This is a genomic window from Mycobacterium sp. IDUB_3, assembly GCF_055419585.1.
This window is the reverse complement of sequence record NZ_JBVAXZ010000001.1, coordinates 3,979,431-3,996,855: the sequence shown is the minus strand read 5'-3', so window position 1 is coordinate 3,996,855 and position 17,425 is coordinate 3,979,431. Positions and strand designations below refer to the sequence as shown.

The 17,425-nt window shown below is 68.0% G+C and carries 13 protein-coding genes; 6 read left to right on the top strand and 7 right to left on the bottom strand.

What is annotated here, in order from left to right:
• Window positions 1-28: 28 nt before the first annotated feature.
• On the bottom strand, window positions 29-976 hold the full coding sequence (locus tag ACZYVJ_RS18560) for a class I SAM-dependent methyltransferase (RefSeq protein ID WP_463832363.1): 948 nt from the start codon (window positions 974-976) through the stop codon (window positions 29-31).
• A 2-nt stretch (window positions 977-978) separates the two neighbouring features.
• Window positions 979-1,929, bottom strand: a complete 951-nt coding sequence (locus tag ACZYVJ_RS18555; protein ID WP_463832362.1) for a class I SAM-dependent methyltransferase — start codon at window positions 1,927-1,929, stop codon at window positions 979-981.
• A gap of 156 nt (window positions 1,930-2,085) precedes the next feature.
• On the opposite strand from ACZYVJ_RS18555, the gene ACZYVJ_RS18550 reads away from it, so the two are divergent.
• The gene (locus ACZYVJ_RS18550; RefSeq protein WP_463832361.1) at window positions 2,086-4,461 is read left to right on the top strand and encodes a lysylphosphatidylglycerol synthase domain-containing protein; all 2,376 of its coding nucleotides are present in this window, start codon (window positions 2,086-2,088) and stop codon (window positions 4,459-4,461) included.
• Window positions 4,462-4,464: 3 nt separating this feature from the next.
• Here the strand turns inward: ACZYVJ_RS18550 and ACZYVJ_RS18545 are convergent, their stop codons facing one another.
• Entirely contained in the window at window positions 4,465-7,098 is a 2,634-nt protein-coding gene (locus ACZYVJ_RS18545; RefSeq protein ID WP_463832360.1) for a GH92 family glycosyl hydrolase, read from the bottom strand.
• Between the two features lie 199 nt (window positions 7,099-7,297).
• On the opposite strand from ACZYVJ_RS18545, the gene lpqN reads away from it, so the two are divergent.
• Together lpqN and ACZYVJ_RS18535 are read left to right on the top strand one after the other, a co-directional pair.
• Window positions 7,298-7,978 carry an envelope biogenesis lipoprotein LpqN gene (lpqN, locus tag ACZYVJ_RS18540; RefSeq protein WP_463832359.1) on the top strand — a complete coding sequence of 227 codons (681 nt, stop codon included), beginning with the start codon at window positions 7,298-7,300 and terminating at the stop codon, window positions 7,976-7,978.
• Between the two features lie 41 nt (window positions 7,979-8,019).
• Window positions 8,020-8,505, top strand: a complete 486-nt coding sequence (locus ACZYVJ_RS18535; RefSeq protein ID WP_463832358.1) for a hypothetical protein — start codon at window positions 8,020-8,022, stop codon at window positions 8,503-8,505.
• A 12-nt stretch (window positions 8,506-8,517) separates the two neighbouring features.
• Here the strand turns inward: ACZYVJ_RS18535 and ACZYVJ_RS18530 are convergent, their stop codons facing one another.
• The 3 genes from ACZYVJ_RS18530 to galT form a co-directional block, all read right to left on the bottom strand.
• A complete protein-coding gene (locus ACZYVJ_RS18530) occupies window positions 8,518-9,207 on the bottom strand; it encodes a PAS and ANTAR domain-containing protein (protein WP_463832357.1) in 690 nt (229 codons plus the stop codon).
• A gap of 201 nt (window positions 9,208-9,408) precedes the next feature.
• A complete protein-coding gene (locus tag ACZYVJ_RS18525; protein WP_463832356.1) occupies window positions 9,409-10,497 on the bottom strand; it encodes a galactokinase in 1,089 nt (362 codons plus the stop codon).
• Window positions 10,494-11,591 (bottom strand): galactose-1-phosphate uridylyltransferase, encoded by a 1,098-nt coding sequence (gene galT / locus ACZYVJ_RS18520; RefSeq protein ID WP_463832355.1) that lies wholly within the window; start codon window positions 11,589-11,591, stop codon window positions 10,494-10,496. The genes ACZYVJ_RS18525 and galT overlap by 4 nt, the downstream gene beginning before the upstream one ends.
• Window positions 11,592-11,703: 112 nt before the next feature.
• Between galT and ACZYVJ_RS18515 the strand changes: the two genes are divergently transcribed.
• The 3 genes from ACZYVJ_RS18515 to ACZYVJ_RS18505 all read left to right on the top strand — a co-directional run bounded on the left by ACZYVJ_RS18515 (window position 11,704) and on the right by ACZYVJ_RS18505 (window position 16,653).
• A complete protein-coding gene (locus ACZYVJ_RS18515; protein ID WP_463832354.1) occupies window positions 11,704-13,938 on the top strand; it encodes an FUSC family protein in 2,235 nt (744 codons plus the stop codon).
• 237 nt (window positions 13,939-14,175) lie between these two features.
• The gene (locus ACZYVJ_RS18510) at window positions 14,176-15,810 is read left to right on the top strand and encodes a fatty acyl-AMP ligase (protein WP_463832353.1); all 1,635 of its coding nucleotides are present in this window, start codon (window positions 14,176-14,178) and stop codon (window positions 15,808-15,810) included.
• A 39-nt stretch (window positions 15,811-15,849) separates the two neighbouring features.
• Window positions 15,850-16,653 (top strand): GAF and ANTAR domain-containing protein, encoded by an 804-nt coding sequence (locus tag ACZYVJ_RS18505; RefSeq protein WP_463832352.1) that lies wholly within the window; start codon window positions 15,850-15,852, stop codon window positions 16,651-16,653.
• A 3-nt stretch (window positions 16,654-16,656) separates the two neighbouring features.
• Here the strand turns inward: ACZYVJ_RS18505 and ACZYVJ_RS18500 are convergent, their stop codons facing one another.
• Complete coding sequence (locus ACZYVJ_RS18500; RefSeq protein ID WP_463832351.1) at window positions 16,657-17,412, bottom strand: GAF and ANTAR domain-containing protein; 756 nt, start codon at window positions 17,410-17,412, stop codon at window positions 16,657-16,659.
• Between the last annotated feature and the right edge of the window lie 13 nt (window positions 17,413-17,425).

Sequence of the window (17,425 nt, the reverse complement as noted above, 5' to 3'; positions counted from 1 at the left end):
CTTGAGCGGCACAAGGGATTTGATGTCGCTATTTCGCCGAGCGTTGCGCCGCCACAAACAGATTCCCGGGCACGTAGTCCCGGACCTCCTCGGGCGCCGAGCGCCCGTAGCCGGCCATCAGCTCGTCGGCGGGTGTCACCGTCACGTCCCAGCCGTGCCGGCCGAACCACTCGCCGACGTCCTCGCGTTCCTCGAAATACCACAGCTCGTCGGTCCGCGGGATCTCGCGGTCCGGATCCACGCCGGCCATCAACCCGCGGATCCGGTCCATCCGCTGACGGCGCTTGGCGCGGAACTGCGGGTCGAGGAACGTCGGACCCAGCGCCTCCACTGCGACCCGGCTGCCGGGAACGGTCAGTCCCTGAATGCGTTCGAACAGTAGGTCCTGGGCGGCAGCGGGCAGATACGGCATCAGCCCCTCGGCCGACCAGACGCTGGGCGCGGAGGCGTCAAAACCCGCCTGCCGCAACGCGGCCGGCCAATCCTGGCGCAGGTCCACCGGCACCGCCACCCGGTTGCACGCGGGCTGCGCCCCGTGCTCGGCCAACGTGGCGGCCTTGAAATCCAGCACCCGGGTCTGGTCGAGCTCGTAGACCGTGACGCCCGCCGGCCAGGGCAACCGCCAGGATCGCGCGTCCAGGCCGGCCGCCAGGATCACCGCCTGGCGGATGCCCGCGCCGACCGCGTCGAGGAAGAACCTGTCGAAAAATGCTGTGCGCGAAGCCATGTAGCTGACCATCGACTGCATCTGCAGCGGCAACGTCGGTTCGGCCTCGATCACCTCGTCCGGCAGCTGGGCGCCGGCGTGCCAGTTCCACACGCCGTCGCCCGCGGCGTCGAGGAACACCTGGGCGAACGGGTCTGTGATCAACGGGTTTTCGTTGCGGGTCTCCGCCGCGCGGGCCGAGGCGACCCCCAGCGCGGTCGCTCCCACGCTTTCGGTGATCTCCCAGCTGTCGTTGTCGGTCCTCGCCATCCTCAGTCCCTTCCCGTCCGCTTTGCCGATACGAACAGCGTCTGCGGCGTGGCGCCCTCGATGTCCTGCGGTGGTCGGCGGTCGTAGCCGGCCATCAGTTCCGGCGCCGGGGTGACCGTGACGTCCCAGCCGTGCCGGCGCAGCCAGTCCCCCACGTCTTCGCGTTCCTCGAAGTACCAGAGGTCTTGCACGTCGGGGATGTCACGGTCGGGCTGCAGTTCGGCCATCAGGTCGCGCACCCGCTGCATGGTCTGACGCTGCCGCTCGCGAGCGTCCTCGTCGAGGAAGTCGGGTCCCGGTGCCTCCACGGCGATCCGGCTGCCGCGCGCGCCGAGCGCCTGCACCCGCTCGAACAACAGTTCCTGGGCGGCCGCAGGCAGAAACGGCAACAGCCCCTCGGCCGACCACACGCTGGGCGCTTCGGCGTCAAATCCGGCCCGCTGCAAAGCGGACGGCCAGTCGTGGCGCAGGTCGACGGGAACACTGACCAGCTCGCAGGTCGGCTGGGCGCCCTCATCGCGCAGCGTCGACGCCTTGAAGTCCAGCACCCGGGGCTGGTCCAGCTCGTACACCGTGGTGCCGTCCGGCCAGGGCAGCCGCCACGCCCGGGAGTCCAGCCCCGCCGCCAGGATCACCACCTGCCGCACGCCGGCGCCGGTGGCGTCGAGGAAGAACTGGTCGAAGAAGGCCGTCCGCGAGGCCATGTAGTCGACCATGCCCTGCATCCGCGGCCTGAGGTCCGGATCGATCTCGGCGACTTGGGCGGGCAGGTCGGGGGCCGCGAACCAGTCCCACATGCCTTCCCCGGCGGCCCGCAGGAACACCCGCGCGAACGGGTCGCTGATCAGCGGATTCTCGCTTTCGGTCGCCGCGGCCCGGGCGGCCGCCACACCGAGCGCCGTCGCCCCCACACTCTCGGTGATCTCCCAGCTGTCGTTGTCCGTCCTGACCACGCCGATGCCTCCCCAATTCGCTAGCACGCCTACGTACCAGACCCTACGCGCGCCGGATGAGTGGGAGCTGTCAACGAACCGGGTATTGAGTTAACTTGTCGGCGGGCCGTTCAGCAGGCCCAAGGCACCGTGTCAGCGCGAATCCGAAGGATGTACATGCGAGTTGACGGGCGCGACATCGTCGTCTCCGGCAACTTGCTGCAGCCATTGACCCGGCGGACCAACGACATCCTGCGGCTGGTGCTGGCCTTGCTGTTCCTGGCGGTGGTGATCACGGGTTCGGTGATCACCCGCCCGCAATGGATCGCGCTGGAGAAATCGGTTTCGCAGATCGTCGGCGTCTTGTCGCCGACGCAGTCCGATGTGGCGTACCTGATCTACGGATTGGCCATCGTCGCATTGCCGTTCGTGATTCTCATCGGCTTGATCGTGGCCGGGCAGTGGAAACTGCTGGGCGCCTATGCCACCGCGGGGTTGAGTGCGATCGTGCTGTTGTCGATCAGCGGCACCGGCCTCGCCGCGCCGCGGTGGCACTTCGAAGCCCTCGACCGGCTGACCACTCTGCCGGCGCAATTTCTCGACGACCCCCGGTGGATCGGGATGCTGGCGGCGGTGCTGACGGTGTCGGGGCCCTGGTTGCCGGCGCGCTGGCGGCGCTGGTGGTGGGCGCTGCTGCTGGCGTTTGTCCCCATCCATCTGGTGGTCAGCGCCATCGTCCCGGCGCGCTCCTTGGTCGGTCTGGCGGTCGGGTGGGTCGTCGGCGCGCTGGTGGTGCTGGTGGTCGGCACTCCCGCGCTCGAGGTGCCGCTGGATGCCGCGGTGCGTGCCCTGGCCAAGGCCGGCTTCGCCGTCTCGCGGCTCACCGTGGTTCGGCCGGCCGGCCGCGGCCCGCTGATTCTGTCGGCCGACGGCGAACACCTCGGGGAGACGGCGCTGATCGAGCTGTACGGCCCGCATCAGCGCAGCGGCGGCGCGCTGCGCCAGCTCTGGGGAAAGCTGCGGCTGCGCGACGTCGAGACCGCGCCCCTGGTGACCTCCATGCGGCGGGCGGTGGAGCATCGCGCGTTGATGGCCATCGCCATCGGTGATGCGGGCCTGGCCAACACGGCGACGGTCGCCGTCGCCCCGCTGGACCGCGGGTGGATGCTCTACTCGCACCGGCCCCCTCTCGGCACGCCCGTCGACGAATGCGCGAAGACGACTCCCGTTGCCCGGCTGTGGGAATCGCTGCGAGTCCTCAACGACCGCCAGATCGCCCACGGTGACCTGCGCAGCCACCACATCACGGTGGAGGACGACACCGTGATGTTCGGCGGGTTCGGCAGCGCCGAATACGGGGCGACCGACGCCCAGCTGCAATCCGACATCGCCCAGCTGCTGGTGACCGCCTCCGCCCTCTACGACCCGAAGTCGGCGGTGCGCGCGGCGATCGAGGTGTTCGGCAAGGACACCATCCTGAGCGCATCCCGTCGGCTCACGAAAGTCGCTGTGCCACGGTATATTCGGCGTTCGGTGCCCGACGCCGGTGCCATCATCTCCGGCGCGCGGGCCGAGGTCAAACGCCAGACCGGTGCCGATCAGATCAAGCCGCAGACCATCACCAGATTCACCCGCAGCCAGCTCGTCCAGCTGGTGCTCTTCGGCGCGCTGGTCTATGTGGCGTACCCCTTCATCAGCACGGCGCCGACGTTCTTCTCCCAGCTGAGGACCGCGAACTGGTGGTGGGCGCTGCTCGGCCTGCTGGTGTCGGCGCTCACCTACGTCGGTGCGGCCGCCGCGCTGTGGGCGTCTGCCGACGGTATGGTGAACTTCTGGACACTGTCAATCGCCCAGGTGGCCAACACTTTTGCCGCGACCACCACCCCGGCGGGCGTCGGCGGGCTGGCCCTGAGTACCCGGTTCTTGCAGAAGAGCGGCCTGTCGGCGATGCGGGCGACCGCGGCGGTGGCGCTGCAACAATCGGTACAGGTGATCGCGCATCTGGCGCTGTTGGTCTTGTTCAGCGCAGCGGCCGGCGCCTCGATGAACCTGCGGCATTTCGTCCCGAGCGCGACGCTGCTCTACCTGATCGCGGGGATCGCGCTGGGCATCGTCGGCACCTTCCTGTTCGTGCCCACGCTACGCAAGTGGCTGGCGACCGAGGTGCGCCCCAAGCTGAACGAGGTGGTGACCGATCTGGTCAAGCTGGCGCGCGAACCGCGGCGGTTGGCCCTGATCCTGCTGGGTTGTGCGGGCACCACGCTCGGTGCGGCGCTGGCGTTGTGGGCCAGCATCGAGGCCTTCGGTGGCGGAACGACTTTCGTCGCCGTCACCGTGGTCACCATGGTCGGCGGCACGTTGGCGTCCGCGGCGCCCACGCCCGGCGGTGTCGGGGCGGTCGAGGCGGCGCTGATCGGTGGGCTGGCCGCGTTCGGCGTGTCTGCGGCCGTCGGCGTGCCGTCGGTCCTGCTGTACCGGGTGCTGACCTGCTGGCTACCGGTGTTCGTCGGCTGGCCGGTGATGCGGTGGCTGACCACCAACGAGATGGTCTGAAGCCTAGCTCTCAGATTCGGTCTGTGTGACCACCAGAACCGTTGAGGTGCGCACGCTTTGGCCGACCGTGGTGGTCAAAGACACCAGGTAGTAGTCCTCGGGCACCGACTGCGCGACCGTGATCGGGACGGTGACGCTGGCCGATCCGTCGGCGGCGAATCGACCCGACACCGGCTTCACGCCGATCCCTGCATCCGACGAGGTGCCCGTGACGGCGTAGCCGTCGGCGCCGTCGGTCATGCGTTGCGCATCGAGGGTGACACTGCCCGTGCGCCCGGGCGCGATCGTGACGACGGGCTGATCGACGTTGACGGCCACCGCCGAACTGCCCGCCCCGAACGACGGGGGCGCATCCGCTTCGGCTGTGCCCCAGTGCTTGTCGGGATAGGCGGCCAGCGAGAAGCCCAGCGTGCCGCCGGTGCGGATGATCGACTCGGGCAGCGAGGTGCGGTCGGTTTCCTGGCCGTCGATCTTCAGGCCGCTGATGTATTTGAGGTGGTGCGGTCCGGATGCGCCCGGGGCGGCGATACGGATGGATTTGTTTGCGGGAAGCGCGATTTCGATGCGATCGAATAACGGCGCGCCCACCGTCAGGATCGGCGTTCCGGGAGTGGCCGGGTACAGGCCCAGCGCCGCCCACACGTACCAGCCGGCCAGGGCCCCCAGGTCGTCGTTGCCCGGCTCGCCGTCGGCGGTCGGGGCGAAGAGTCCGCGCACCCGGTCGACCGTGCGCTGTGCCTTCCACGGCTGGCCGATGTAGTTGTACAGCCACGGCACACCGAAACTCGGTTCGTTGCCGGCCCACAGGTAGGGCTGGTTGGGCCCGACGTTGAGCTTCTCGGTGAAGCGGTCGAGCCGGTCGGCCACGGCCGCGCGCCCTCCGAGCGCGGTTACCAGGCCGGCGACATTGTGCGGCACCGACCAGACGTACTGTTCGGCGTTGCCCTCGTCGTATCCCACCTGACCGAAGTTTTCCGGGACCACCACAAATCCCGGACCCTGCCGAAAGAAGCCGGTCCAGCTGCGCGGCAAGACGTATCGCGTGGTCGGGTTGAACAGGTTCTGCCAATACTGCGCCCGGTTCGCGAATTCGGCGGCGGTCGCGGCATCGCCCAGCGACTCGGCGAATCGGGAAATGGTGAAGTCGTCGATCGACCACTCGAGGGTGATGGACGCGTCGGCGATCCAGCCGTTGCGGCCGAATTCCAACGTGAACGGGGCGTAGCCGAGCCGCAGGTAGGTGGCGATGCCGCGGCGCTCGATGTAACCGCCCAGACCCACACCGCCTTTGGTCGCCCCGTCCACCATGTAGCGCAGCGCCGTTTTGGTGTCGAAGTCGTTGGCCCCGAACGTGTTAAGGTTCACGATCAGCGGTACCACGCTGTCCCCGCTCATCTCACCCGTCGCGGCATTGGCGAAGGCCCAGCGGGGCAGCGCACCGCTCTGGTCGGCATCGTTCACCAGCGATTGGGCCATGTCGCTGGTCCGTTCCGGGAACAGCAAGGCCTGCAGCGCCGCCAGGCATCGGTAGGTGTCCCAGTCGGAGAAGTTGGCGTACTGGGTGTGGCCGGCGGCCACCGTGTGGATGGAGCCGTCGAACCCGACGTAGCGCCCGTCGGCGTCGTTGAACATGTTGGGGTGCAACAACGATCGATACAGGGAGGTGTAGAAGGTGGTCAGATCGTCGACGTTGCGGCCGGCTACCGACACGCGCGACAGTGCGGCGTTCCATTCCCTCGACGCGGCCCCGCGAACATCGTCGAAGCCCGCCCCGCCCTCGGCCGCCAGGTTCGCCCGCGCACCCTCGATGCCGACGTAGGAGATCGCGGTGTGCACCTGCAGCGTCGAGCCGGGCGGGAACTCGACATACCCGCCGCTGTACGGCGCGTTCGCGCTGCGGGCGCCGGCGTAAACCGCACTGCCGTCCCAGGATCCGTACGAGGTGAAGGGCTGGCTGAACTTCATCGCGAAGTACACGGTGTAGGCGTTCGGCTTGTCGCAGAATCCGCCGCTGGTGGCCCACCCGGTGATGGTGGTGTTGTCCTCCCCGATCTGGATGGTCGCGCGCGAATTGCCCGCCAGCGACGAGCCGGAGCGCACCTGGAACAGCGCGGGCCGTCCGTTGCGCGGGTAGCTGAAACGCCCGACACCCGTGTGCGCGGTGGCGGTGAGTTCGGCCTTTAGCCCGGTGCCGGGGAACCGCACCGTGTAGTAACCGGGCACGCCCTGCTCGGTATCGTCGTGGGCGATCCTCTCGGTGGTGTTCCAGGGTTGCGGGCCTATTTCACCGGTGACCGGCAGCATCGAGATGTCGCCGAATGCAGCGCATCCCACCGAGGCGTGGGTCATGCTGAATCCGGTGGCGCGCGGGTTGTCGTAGTTGTAGCCGGCGTAGTTGCCGACGGTGTCCGGCGAGTACTGCACCATGCCGAACGGCACGGTGGCACCCGGGAAGTTGTTGATCTCCCCCACCGTCTCGCCGCCCGTCCCGGTGCCGATGAGGGTCACGACGTGGTCGACGGGATTGGCCACGAACACGGGCGGGCCGTCGTATCCCCTCGGCGGGGCCGCCGCGATGAAGACCATGAAGACGGCCGACGCCGCGATTACCGCAATGAGGGCCCGCCGCGACCGCATACCTGTCTAATACTGGAAAACGACTGCACAACGGCGTATTCGCGTGGCGTTTTGGCCGACGAATTGGATAACGATTGGCGGCCGGCCGGGAGCCGGGAAAAAGCCCAAAAGATTCTGGCAAAGTGGCGAGCTATTTCGGTTACTGTCATGCCCAGCATGGCTGGCGCTGGTACCGGCCCAATTTTCGGGAGATTGGTCGATGAAACATTTGACGCTAGCAACCATTTCCATGGCGCTGAGTTTGGCGCTCGTCGGTTGCGGCCATGAACACAAATCGGGCGATAAAACCTCGACGTCCACTTCGACGACGTCGCCGACCTCGGCAACGTCGCCGCAAACGAGCGCGCCACCGGCGGCGAAAGCCAAATACACCATCGCGGACTACGTGAAGGACAACAACATCTCCGAAACGCCCGTGCACCACGGCGATCCGGGCCCGAATGTCGACCTGCCGGTGCCCGCGGGCTGGCAGCTCAACCAGAACTCGGGCACCTCCTACGGCGGCATCATCCAGAGTCAGCCCGCTAATCCCTCGGATCCGCCCACCGTCTCGGCATTGTTCTCCAGGCTGACCGGCAACGTCGACCCGGCCAAGCTCATCCAGTACGCGCCGGGCGAGGTGCAGAACCTGCCCGGATACCAGGGCGGGGGTGGGGGCGACGGATCCGCGTCCACGCTCGGTGGTTTCCAGGCCTGGCAGGTGGGCGGCACGTACCAGCGGGGCGGTCAGACCCGCGTCATCGCGCAGAAGACGGTGGTGATCTCCAGCCAGGACGCGGTTTACGTGTTGCAGCTCAACGCCGACGGGCTGGAGGCCGATCAACTCCCGTTGATGGACGCCACCCACGTCATCGACGAAAAGACCACCATCACCGGCTGAATTTCTAGGCCACCGACCCCGGTTGGCTCTACGGTGAACGCATGACAGAGCAGTCGTATGCGGTGGACGCCGGGCATCCGCCGTCGGCGCTGATGCGTCTGGTCAACCCGGCAATGGGATTCTTGCTACGCAGTCCGCTCGCCGGGCTCGCCCGCAATCAGTTCATGGTGTTGAGCTTCACCGGGCGCAAGACGGGACGGCCGTATTCAATTCCGTTGAGCGCCCACCTGATTGACGGCCAGCTTTACGCGCTGACCGGCAACCCGTGGAAGCAGAACTTCCGCGACGGCGGGCCGGTCCAGGTGGTGTACGACGGCAAGGCGACGGCGATGCGCGGTGAGCTGATCCGAGACCGGGGTGTGGTCTCGGACCTGTTGTTGCGCTGCGCCGAGTTCTACGGAGTTCAGCGCGCACAACGCATGATCGGGCTGAAGTTTCGCGACCAGCGCATCCCGACACGCGATGAGTTCGCCGAGGCGGTCGATCGGCTGCATCTGGGTGCGGTCCGGCTCGGTCCGGCGGAATAGAACCGAGCCCGCTCAGCCGCCGTCGCCGCCGGTGCTGGGCGACCGCAGGTGCGCTTCGCGCAGCCGCTGGTCGAAGCGCGAGCGCGCGGTGATGACCTCTTTGCCCAGCGCGGCGAAGTCATCGGCGATCCGTTGGGCGAGCAGTCCCAGCTTCATGTTTCCCGACTGGGACAGCGTCTTGAGCATGTTGAACGCGGCGTCCTCGTCGATGCCGTAGATCAGCATCAGCATGCCTTTGGTGCGGTCGATCACGCCGCGGCGCCCGGCGATTTCGGCGACCTTGGCGCTGATGGAGTCCTCCCGGGCGCGGACGGGTGCCGGTGTGAGTTCGATGTAGAAGCCGTGGGTGCCGACGACTTTCCCGCTCTCATCGCAAAACGGGTCGCCCACCACCAGGACGTGGTGAATCATCCCGCCGGTGTCCACGATGCGATGCCGCGTGGAGAACGCCCGACGGCGCCTGATCATGTCATTGATCCCGTCGGTCACCTGGGGACGATCGGCCGGATGCTTGTGCGACAGCACCAACTCGGTGGTGGGTGTCACGGTGCCCGGCTCGTACCCGTGCATGCGCTGGACCTGGTCGGACCACACCCAGCGGTGGCCTTCGAAGTAGAAGCGGAACCAGCCCGCAGACTGCGGGGTGGCGCCGGCCAGCCCCCGCTCGATCGCCGCGGCTTGGCCTTCTAAATCCCAAGCCACGGTGAATGTTTCGCGTGGACGGCGACGAAATGGGCGGCAGGTATCGGTAGCGATCGCGCAGCGATCGCTACCGATCGGGCGGGAAAACCCGTACTGCACATGCAGGACTGAGATACCCCCATGGGGGTTCACGTTACATTTAGTGACCAGTGGTCATCGGCAGAATGGCGAAATTGCCGAGCAAGTAAGTTCGGGTGCTCCTCACACCAGCTCCGCGCCCGCGGCCGCGCGGGTCCGGGTGACGGTCGGCCGCTCGAAGCCGGCGTCGATCGCGGCGCGCCGCACCGCGTCGCCGACCTTCTCGATACGGTCCAGCGGCACCAGCGCGATCACACAGCCGCCGAAGCCGCCGCCGGTCATCCGCGCGCCCAGCGCGCCCGCGCACACCGCGGTGCGCGCGATCAGGTCGATGCGTTCGGTGGTGATCTCGAAATCGTCGCGCATGGAGGCGTGCGAGGCTGTGAAAATCCGCCCGGCTTCGGGATAGTCCGAATTTCTCAGCGCCGCAACGCAGTCGATGACCCGCTGGTTTTCGCTGAGCACGTGACGGGCGCGGCGGGCGTCGACGGGGTCACGCACGACCGACAGGTCGGCCGTCCCGCGATCGGCGACCACCCGCAGCGACGGCGCCGACAGGTCGCCGGCAGCCCGCTCGCAGGACGCGCGCCGCGCCGCGTAATCGCCGCCGGCGTGGCTGTGCCGCTCCCGGGAGTCGATCAGCAGCAACGCGACGCCGGCGGACTCAGGGTCGAAAACCACCGGCGTGACGGTCAGGTCGGCGAAGTCGATCAGCACCGCGGTCGCGTCCCGGCCGAAGAGCGCGGCGAGCTGGTCGAGCAAACCCGTTGGCGCGCCCACATACTCGTTCTCGGCCTGCTGGGCCAGGCGGGCCTGCTCCTTGACGTCGATGCGGACGCCGGCGGCCGAGGCGATCGCGCCCAGCGTCGCGCATTCCAGCGCCGCCGAGGACGACAGGCCCGATCCCATTTCCACGTCGCTGGTGATCGACATGGTGCCGCCGGGCACCGGGTGACCGCCCTGGCGCAGCGCCCACACCACGCCGGCCACGTAGGCCGCCCAGCCGGTCACCTCACGGGGAGCGGTGCCGAGCCGGACGCGCACCGGGGCGTCCGCGAGGTCGCTGACCACGGTGATCGCATCGTCGTCAGCGGGCGTGAACGTCGCGATGGTTCGCTGCGGTAACGCGATGGGCAGCGCGAAACCCAGGTTGTAGTCGGTGTGTTCGCCGATCAAATTGATCCGCCCCGGTGCGGCGTAGCGGATCCTCATCGCAGTTCTCGCAGCCGCTGGGCCACGCTTTCCGGTGTGACGTCGCCGATGAAGGCGTCCATCGCCGACTCGGAGGCCGCCAGGTACTTGAGCTTGGTGGCGCTGCGCCGGATGGACATCAATTCGACGTGGAAGTAGCCCTCGGCCTGGGCGGCGGTGTCGGCGTACTGGTGCAGTGCCGAGATGTAGGGCAGCGGCGTGGAATACATCCGGTCGAACCGGCCGAGCACGTCGAGGTACACGCCCACGAACGCATCCATCTCGTCCTCGTCGAGTTCGGTCAGGTTGTGCACGAACCGGTTCGGGTAGATGTGCACCTCGACGGGCCAGCGCGCCGCGAACGGCACGAAGGCGGTGAACAGCTCGTTGCGCGCGACGATGCGGCTGCCGTTGGCGACCTCACGGGCCAGCAGGTCGCCGAACAGATTGCCGCCGTGCCGGTTTCGGTGTTGACGAGCCCGCTCCAGCATGGTGGCCGTGCGCGGCGTCAGATAGGGGTAGCCGTAGATCTGACCGTGCGGGTGGGTCAACGTCACCCCGATCTCCTCACCGCGGTTCTCGAAACAGAACACCTGCTCGATGCCCGGCCTGGCCATCAGGTCGGCGGTGCGATGCCGCCACGCCTCGACCACCAGCCGCGCGTGCGCCGGCTCCAGCTGGGCCACGGACCCGGTGTGGTCGGCGGAAAAACAGATCACCTCGCAGCGGCCGTGCCCGGGCGCGGTCACGAAGCCCTCATCGGCGGGCACGAGCGCCGAGGCGGGCAGTGACGGCAGCGCCCCGGACAGGCTGGGGAACCGATTCTCGAACACGACGACGTCGTAGTCGGCGGCGGGCACCTCGCTGGTCAGCCCGGTCGGGCCCGGGCACAGCGGGCACGCTTGCGGTGGCGGCTTATAGGTGCGGTCCTGGCGCAGCGCTGCGATGATCACCCACTGCCCGGTGGACCGGTCGAACCGCAACTGCGACTGCGCCGAGGGCTCACGCGCCGCCAGCGGCCTGCGGTCCTCGACCGGCGCCGGACGGTGCCCGGGCAGCGCGAAGAACAGCAGGTCACGACCGTCAGCCAGCTTCGCGAGCGTGGGCGGGGTCACGATGTCGAAGACTAGCTTGGTCGCCGCGTCGCGGTTCGGGTAACCATGTCTGAGTGAGCGCAAGAAAGGCGGTCTGCCGATAACTGTTCTTTACGAGCGCGCCCGCAACTGGGTGATCGGCTCCGACCCTGGCTTGCTTCGGCTGCGAATGGCCACCCGGACGACGGCCGCGCTCGGCCTTTCCCTGCTGGCGCTCTTCATCCTCACCCGGGCGACGGGACAACCGCTGACCGTCGCTCTGCTGGGCGTCGTCATCACCATGGTCGCGTCCCGCTCCGTCAACGAACCCGACCCGCGCCAGCAGCGGATCACCATGGCCCTGCTACCCCTGCCCGCCGCGGTGTCCATCACGGCCGCCGCGGTGCTGGCGCCGCACACGGTGGCCAGCGACGTCGTCTTCGTGATCGTCGTGTTCACCGCGGCATACATCCGGCGCTACGGTGCACGGGGCAGGGCGCTGGGCATGGTCGCGTTCATGTCCTACTTCTTCACGCTGTATCTGCGGGCCCGGCTCGCGGAGCTGCCCTGGATGATCGGGGCGGTCGCGGTGGGCACCGTGTGCACGTACGTGATGAGCGCCTACCTAATGCCCGATCGGCCCGAGCGGGTGCTGCGTGCCACCATCCGGGCGCTGCGGGCCCGCATGGCGATCGTCCTGGACGTCACCGCCGAGGCGGTGCGCACGGGCCGCCTCGACGAACGGCGGCGCCGCCGCATGCGGGCCCGCACCATCCGGCTCAACGAGACGGCCCTGATGGTGCAGAGCCAGATCGAGGACAACGCGGACCCCGGCACCCTGTGGCCCGGCGTCACCGCCGAACGACTTGCCCCCTGGCTGCTGGACGCGGAGCTGGCCATCGAATGGGTCGCCACCGCCGGCCGGCGGGCGGCCGTCATCGCTTGCGAGGACCCGGATTCCATGCCCGCGCCCACCCGGGTCGCGCTCGTCGACGCGCTCACCCAACTGTCGCGGGCCATCCGGCTTCCCGAACCCGACGGGCTGCGCCGGGCCGCCGACCGCGCGCAGCGGCTGCTCGACGAGCAGCGCGAGCCCGCGGGCGACGACGAGGGCAGCGCGGCCGTGCGCCGCCTAGCGCTGGCGATCATCAACGCCGCGTCGGCGACGTCCGACGTGCGGGCGATCGTCGACCGGGTGGCGACCGGCCGGCCCCTCGACGACGGCGACGGCGAGCGCCCCCAGCCACTCGGGGACGCCGTCCCCGACGAGGCCGCCGAGGAAGAGCCGGCCGCCGGGCTGCGGCCGACCACCCGGCAGGCCGTCCAGGTCTCCGTCGCCGCATCCCTGGCCATCGTCGTCGGCGAGCTGGTCTCGCCGGCGCGCTGGTATTGGGCGGTGATCGCGGCGTTCGTGATCTTCGCCGGCACCAACTCCTGGGGCGAAACCCTGACCAAGGGCTGGCAACGCCTGCTCGGGACGCTGCTCGGCGTGCCATGCGGCGTGCTGGTGGCGACGCTGCTGACCGGCCACAAGACCGCCGCGCTGGCCGGCATCTTCGTGTGCCTGTTCTGCGCCTTCTACTTCATGACGGTCACGTACAGCCTGATGACCTTCTGGATCACCACGATGCTGGCGCTGTTATACGGGCTGCTCGGCCAGTTCTCGTTCGGCGTGCTGATGCTGCGGATCGAAGAGACCGCGATCGGTGCCGTCATCGGGGTGACCGTCGCGGTCGTGGTGCTGCCGACCAACACCAGAACGGCGATCCGCAGCGACACCCGGGCCTTCTTGACGAGTCTTTCCGCCCTGATCGAGATCTCCACCGCGACCATGATCGGTGCCCAGGACGGCGCCAGCCCGTCGGAGCAGGCGCGTCAGCTCGATCGGGATCTGCAGCAATTCCGGGTCACCGCCAAACCGTTGCTGGCCGGCGTCGCCGGACTTGCCGGCCGGCGCAGCATCCGGCGCGCGCTGCGGATCTTCACCGCCTGCGACCGGTACGGCCGGAGCCTGGCGCGCAGCGCCGAGCAGTATCAGGATCCGGTCGGGTCAACCTCGCTGGCCTCCGAACTGGCGCAAGCCTTTACGGCGGCCGCGGACCAGACGCGACGCAACATCGACGCATTGCAGGAAGCCATCGAGGGCGGCCACGGACCGACCCTGGTCTCGGCGACCGACGAGCTCGATGCCGCTGAAACCCTCGCCCGCCAGTTTGGCGGCGACGGGCCGGCGCAGCTCGAAACTCGCCGCTTTCTCACCGCCGTACATGCCCTTCGCCAGATCGAGCGGGCCATCGTGACCGCGGCAACAAACCTCGGCGCGCGCGACGGCCGTAAGGCACCCAGCCCGACCGCGAGATTTACTGCACACCAATCCCCCAAGAGGTAGGGTGCTAAGCGGTTGATTTCCCAGCCTTACGGAAACGTCGCGGCGGCGACCTGAACTTCCCCGCCGTTCGAGCCTCTACCCAGACGTAAGCCGACAGATTCAGGTTTCTTACCTACTGATGGATTCGGCCGCCTGCGGATTCGGCTCCTCTGCTCCCAGTCACGTCGATTGGGACGTTGTGGTGCGCGGTACGCGGCGGAGTCTTAACAGGGCGCGCTGTCGGTCAAAGGGATTCCCGTGAGCAGATTTACCAAAGGAATGTTCGCCAATGCCCAGTGGAGTTTCAACGGCATAACCACCGGTGAGCCCGGCGCTCCCGTACGGCACACCTGGCTCGAGATCCATGCGCGAGCCCGGCATATTGCCGGCGGGCTGGCTTCCGCGGGCATCGGCCACAGGGACGCAGTCGCAGTGTTGGCCGGCGCCCCGGCCGAAATCGCTCCGACGGCACAGGCGATCTGGATGCGCGGCGCAAGCCTGACGATGCTGCATCACCCCACCCCGCGCACCGATCTGCAGCGGTGGGCCGAGGAGACCACGAACGTCGTCAAGATGATCGGCGCTCACGTTGTCGTCGTCTCCGACCCATTCATGACCGCGGTGCCATTGCTCTCCCAGTGGGGCATCCGGGTGCTGACCATCGAGCAACTGCTCGAGGGCCGCCCGATCGACCCCCTTGACCCACACGAAGACGACTTGGCTTTCATGCAGTTGACCTCGGGCTCGACGGGTGCGCCCAAGGCTGTCCGAATCACCCACGCAAATCTCGTCGCCAATGCCGAGGCGATGTTCGCCGCCGCCAACGTTGATATCGACTCCGACGTCATCGTGAGCTGGCTGCCGTGTTTCCACGACATGGGCATGACCGGTTACCTGACCGTGCCGATGTACTACTGCGTTGAGCTCGTCAAGATCACCCCGGCCGACTTCCTGCGCGATACGTTGTTGTGGGCCAGGCTCATTGACAAGTACCGGGCCACCATGACCGCTGCGCCCAACTTCGCATACAGCATGCTGGCCAGACGCCTCCGCCGACAGGCGACGCCCCTCCAGTTCGACCTGTCCTCGCTGCGGTGGGCGTTGTCGGGGGCCGAGGCGGTCGACCCGACCGTTGTGGAAGACCTCTGCGACGCCGGCGCGCCGTTCGGGTTGAAACCGGAGGCCATGGTGCCCGCCTACGGCATGGCCGAGACGACGGTGGCTGTGTCGTTCACCGAGTGCGGGGACGGCATGGTCGTCGACGAGGTGCACGCCGATCTGCTCGCAGGGCTGCACCGGGCCGTCCCGGCCAGCAGGGGGCACACCCGGAGACTGGTCTGCCTCGGCCGGCCGCTGGGGGGCATAGACGTGCGCGTTGTCGACGAAAATTGCAACGTGCTGTCCGCACGCGGCGTCGGCGTCATCCAGGTACGCGGTCAGGCGGTGTCCGATGGCTATAACGCTCATTCCGGTTTCGTTGCCGCACAAGACGAGCAAGGCTGGTTCGACACCGGCGATCTCGGCTACCTGACCGAGACAGACAACATCGTGGTGTGCGGCCGGGTCAAGGACGTCATCATCATGGCCGGTCGCAAGATCTACCCCACCGACATCGAACGCGCCGCCGTCCGGGTATCCGGGGTTAGGCCGGGATGCGCCGCGGCGGTGCGCCTGGACGCCGGCCTGTCCCGCGAAAGCTTCGCCGTGGCGGTCGAGTCGAAGGTTTGGCAGGAAGCCCCCGAAGTACACCGCATCCAGCGGCAGGTCGCACGCGAGGTGTTGGCCGAGGTGAACATGCGACCGCGCAATGTCGTGGTACTTGAGCCGGGCACGATTCCGAAGACTCCGTCCGGAAAGTTGCAGCGCGCTCTTGCGTTGGCACTGGTGAACTAGTCGGCTCAACGCGCCGGGCTACCTAGAATGGGGTGGATCATGGCCAACTACGACGCTCAGCCCGGCAGGACCCCGGCGGAGCAACCCGAACCGTCCCCCGCACAGATGGAAGCCGACGAGGTCGATCTGCATGCCGGGTTGGTCGGAGTGGCCGGGATCGTGGCCGACGCACGCCAAGTAGACGAAATCCTCGCCGAGGTAGCTGAATTCGCGGAGCGCGCCATACCGGGCGCCGACGGCGCCGGGGTGACGTTGATCAGCTCTGGCGATGATGTGCCGCGGGTCCAAACCTGGGCGGTGACGGCGGAATTCGTCGCAGAGATCGATGTCGTCCAATACCGGGACCTCGGCGAGGGACCGTGCATCACCTGCATGGACTCGCGGCGGCCCGCGGTCAGTGGATCGCTGGGAAGCGACAGCCGGTGGCCGCACTTCGGAGGCCGGGTGGCCCGGATGGGCGTGCATTCCGCGCTGGCGTTGCCGCTGGCCGTCGGCGACCGGGTGATCGGCGCGATCAATTCCTACGCGCACCGCCGCGACGCTTTCACCGAGCACGCCGTGCAATTGGGTTCACAATTCGCCGTTCCCGCGGCGGTGTCGGTCTACCACGCGCAGCTCTTGGCCAGCGCCCGAGAGCGCACCGATCGACTGCAGCGGGCGCTGAAGAGCCGAGCGGTCATCGATCAGGCCATCGGCATCATCCGAAGCAGAAGCGGTCTGAGTGCGACCGCGGCCTTCGATCGGCTCAGCCACATCAGTCAAGAGGAAAACCTCAAGCTGAACGTCGTCGCCGAGCGGCTGGTGGATGAGGCCGTGCGACGCGCCCGGGCACGGCAGCGCTGACGGTCACTCCGACGGCGCGGCGAGCTCGCTCAACGCTTCGAGCAGACTCGGACGGCCATGACGCTCGGTGATCAACCGACGGGCCACGTCGCTCAGGTGTTCGCCGCTCTTGCGGGCGTAGGTCCGCATCAGCGTGAAGGCCTCGTCCACCGGGACGTCGAGACGCTCCCGAAGGAAGCCCTTGGCCTGCTCGATCGTCACGCGGCTGGCCAGGACTGTGCGAAGTTGCGGCAAGACCGTCGACGGTGTCGGGGGGTGTTCCTGCAGGATCGCGACGCTGGCGATATGTGCCAGTGTCTGGGCGACAAGCAGGTCGGCGTCGGACAGCGCGCCCGGGCGATCGCCGAACAGGCCCAGCGCACCCAGGACGAGGCCCGCGGCACGCATGGGCATCGCGTGCACCGAACGGAACCCGGCGTCGGACGCCGCGGACGCGAACTGGGGCCATCGGCCGGCTTCGGCGCCCACGTCGGCGATGGAAACCGGTCGGCCGGTGAGGTAGCACTCGACGCACGGCCCTTCGTCGGCCTGCACCTGGAAAAGTTCCAGATCTCGAGCTTGATTGGAGGTGGCGGCCAGCAGCCGGAGCTGCTGGAGCGGGTCGGCGAGCAACAAGCCGGCGGCCGCGACGCCCAGCAACTCGGTGCATTGCTTGGTGAGCTCGGTCAGCAAGTCGACGACGTCGAAATCGTCGAGCAGGCTGTCGACGAGCGAGACCACGGCGTCGAGGACGCGGGCTTCTCGGGCGGTCTCACTCATTTTGGCCTCCGTT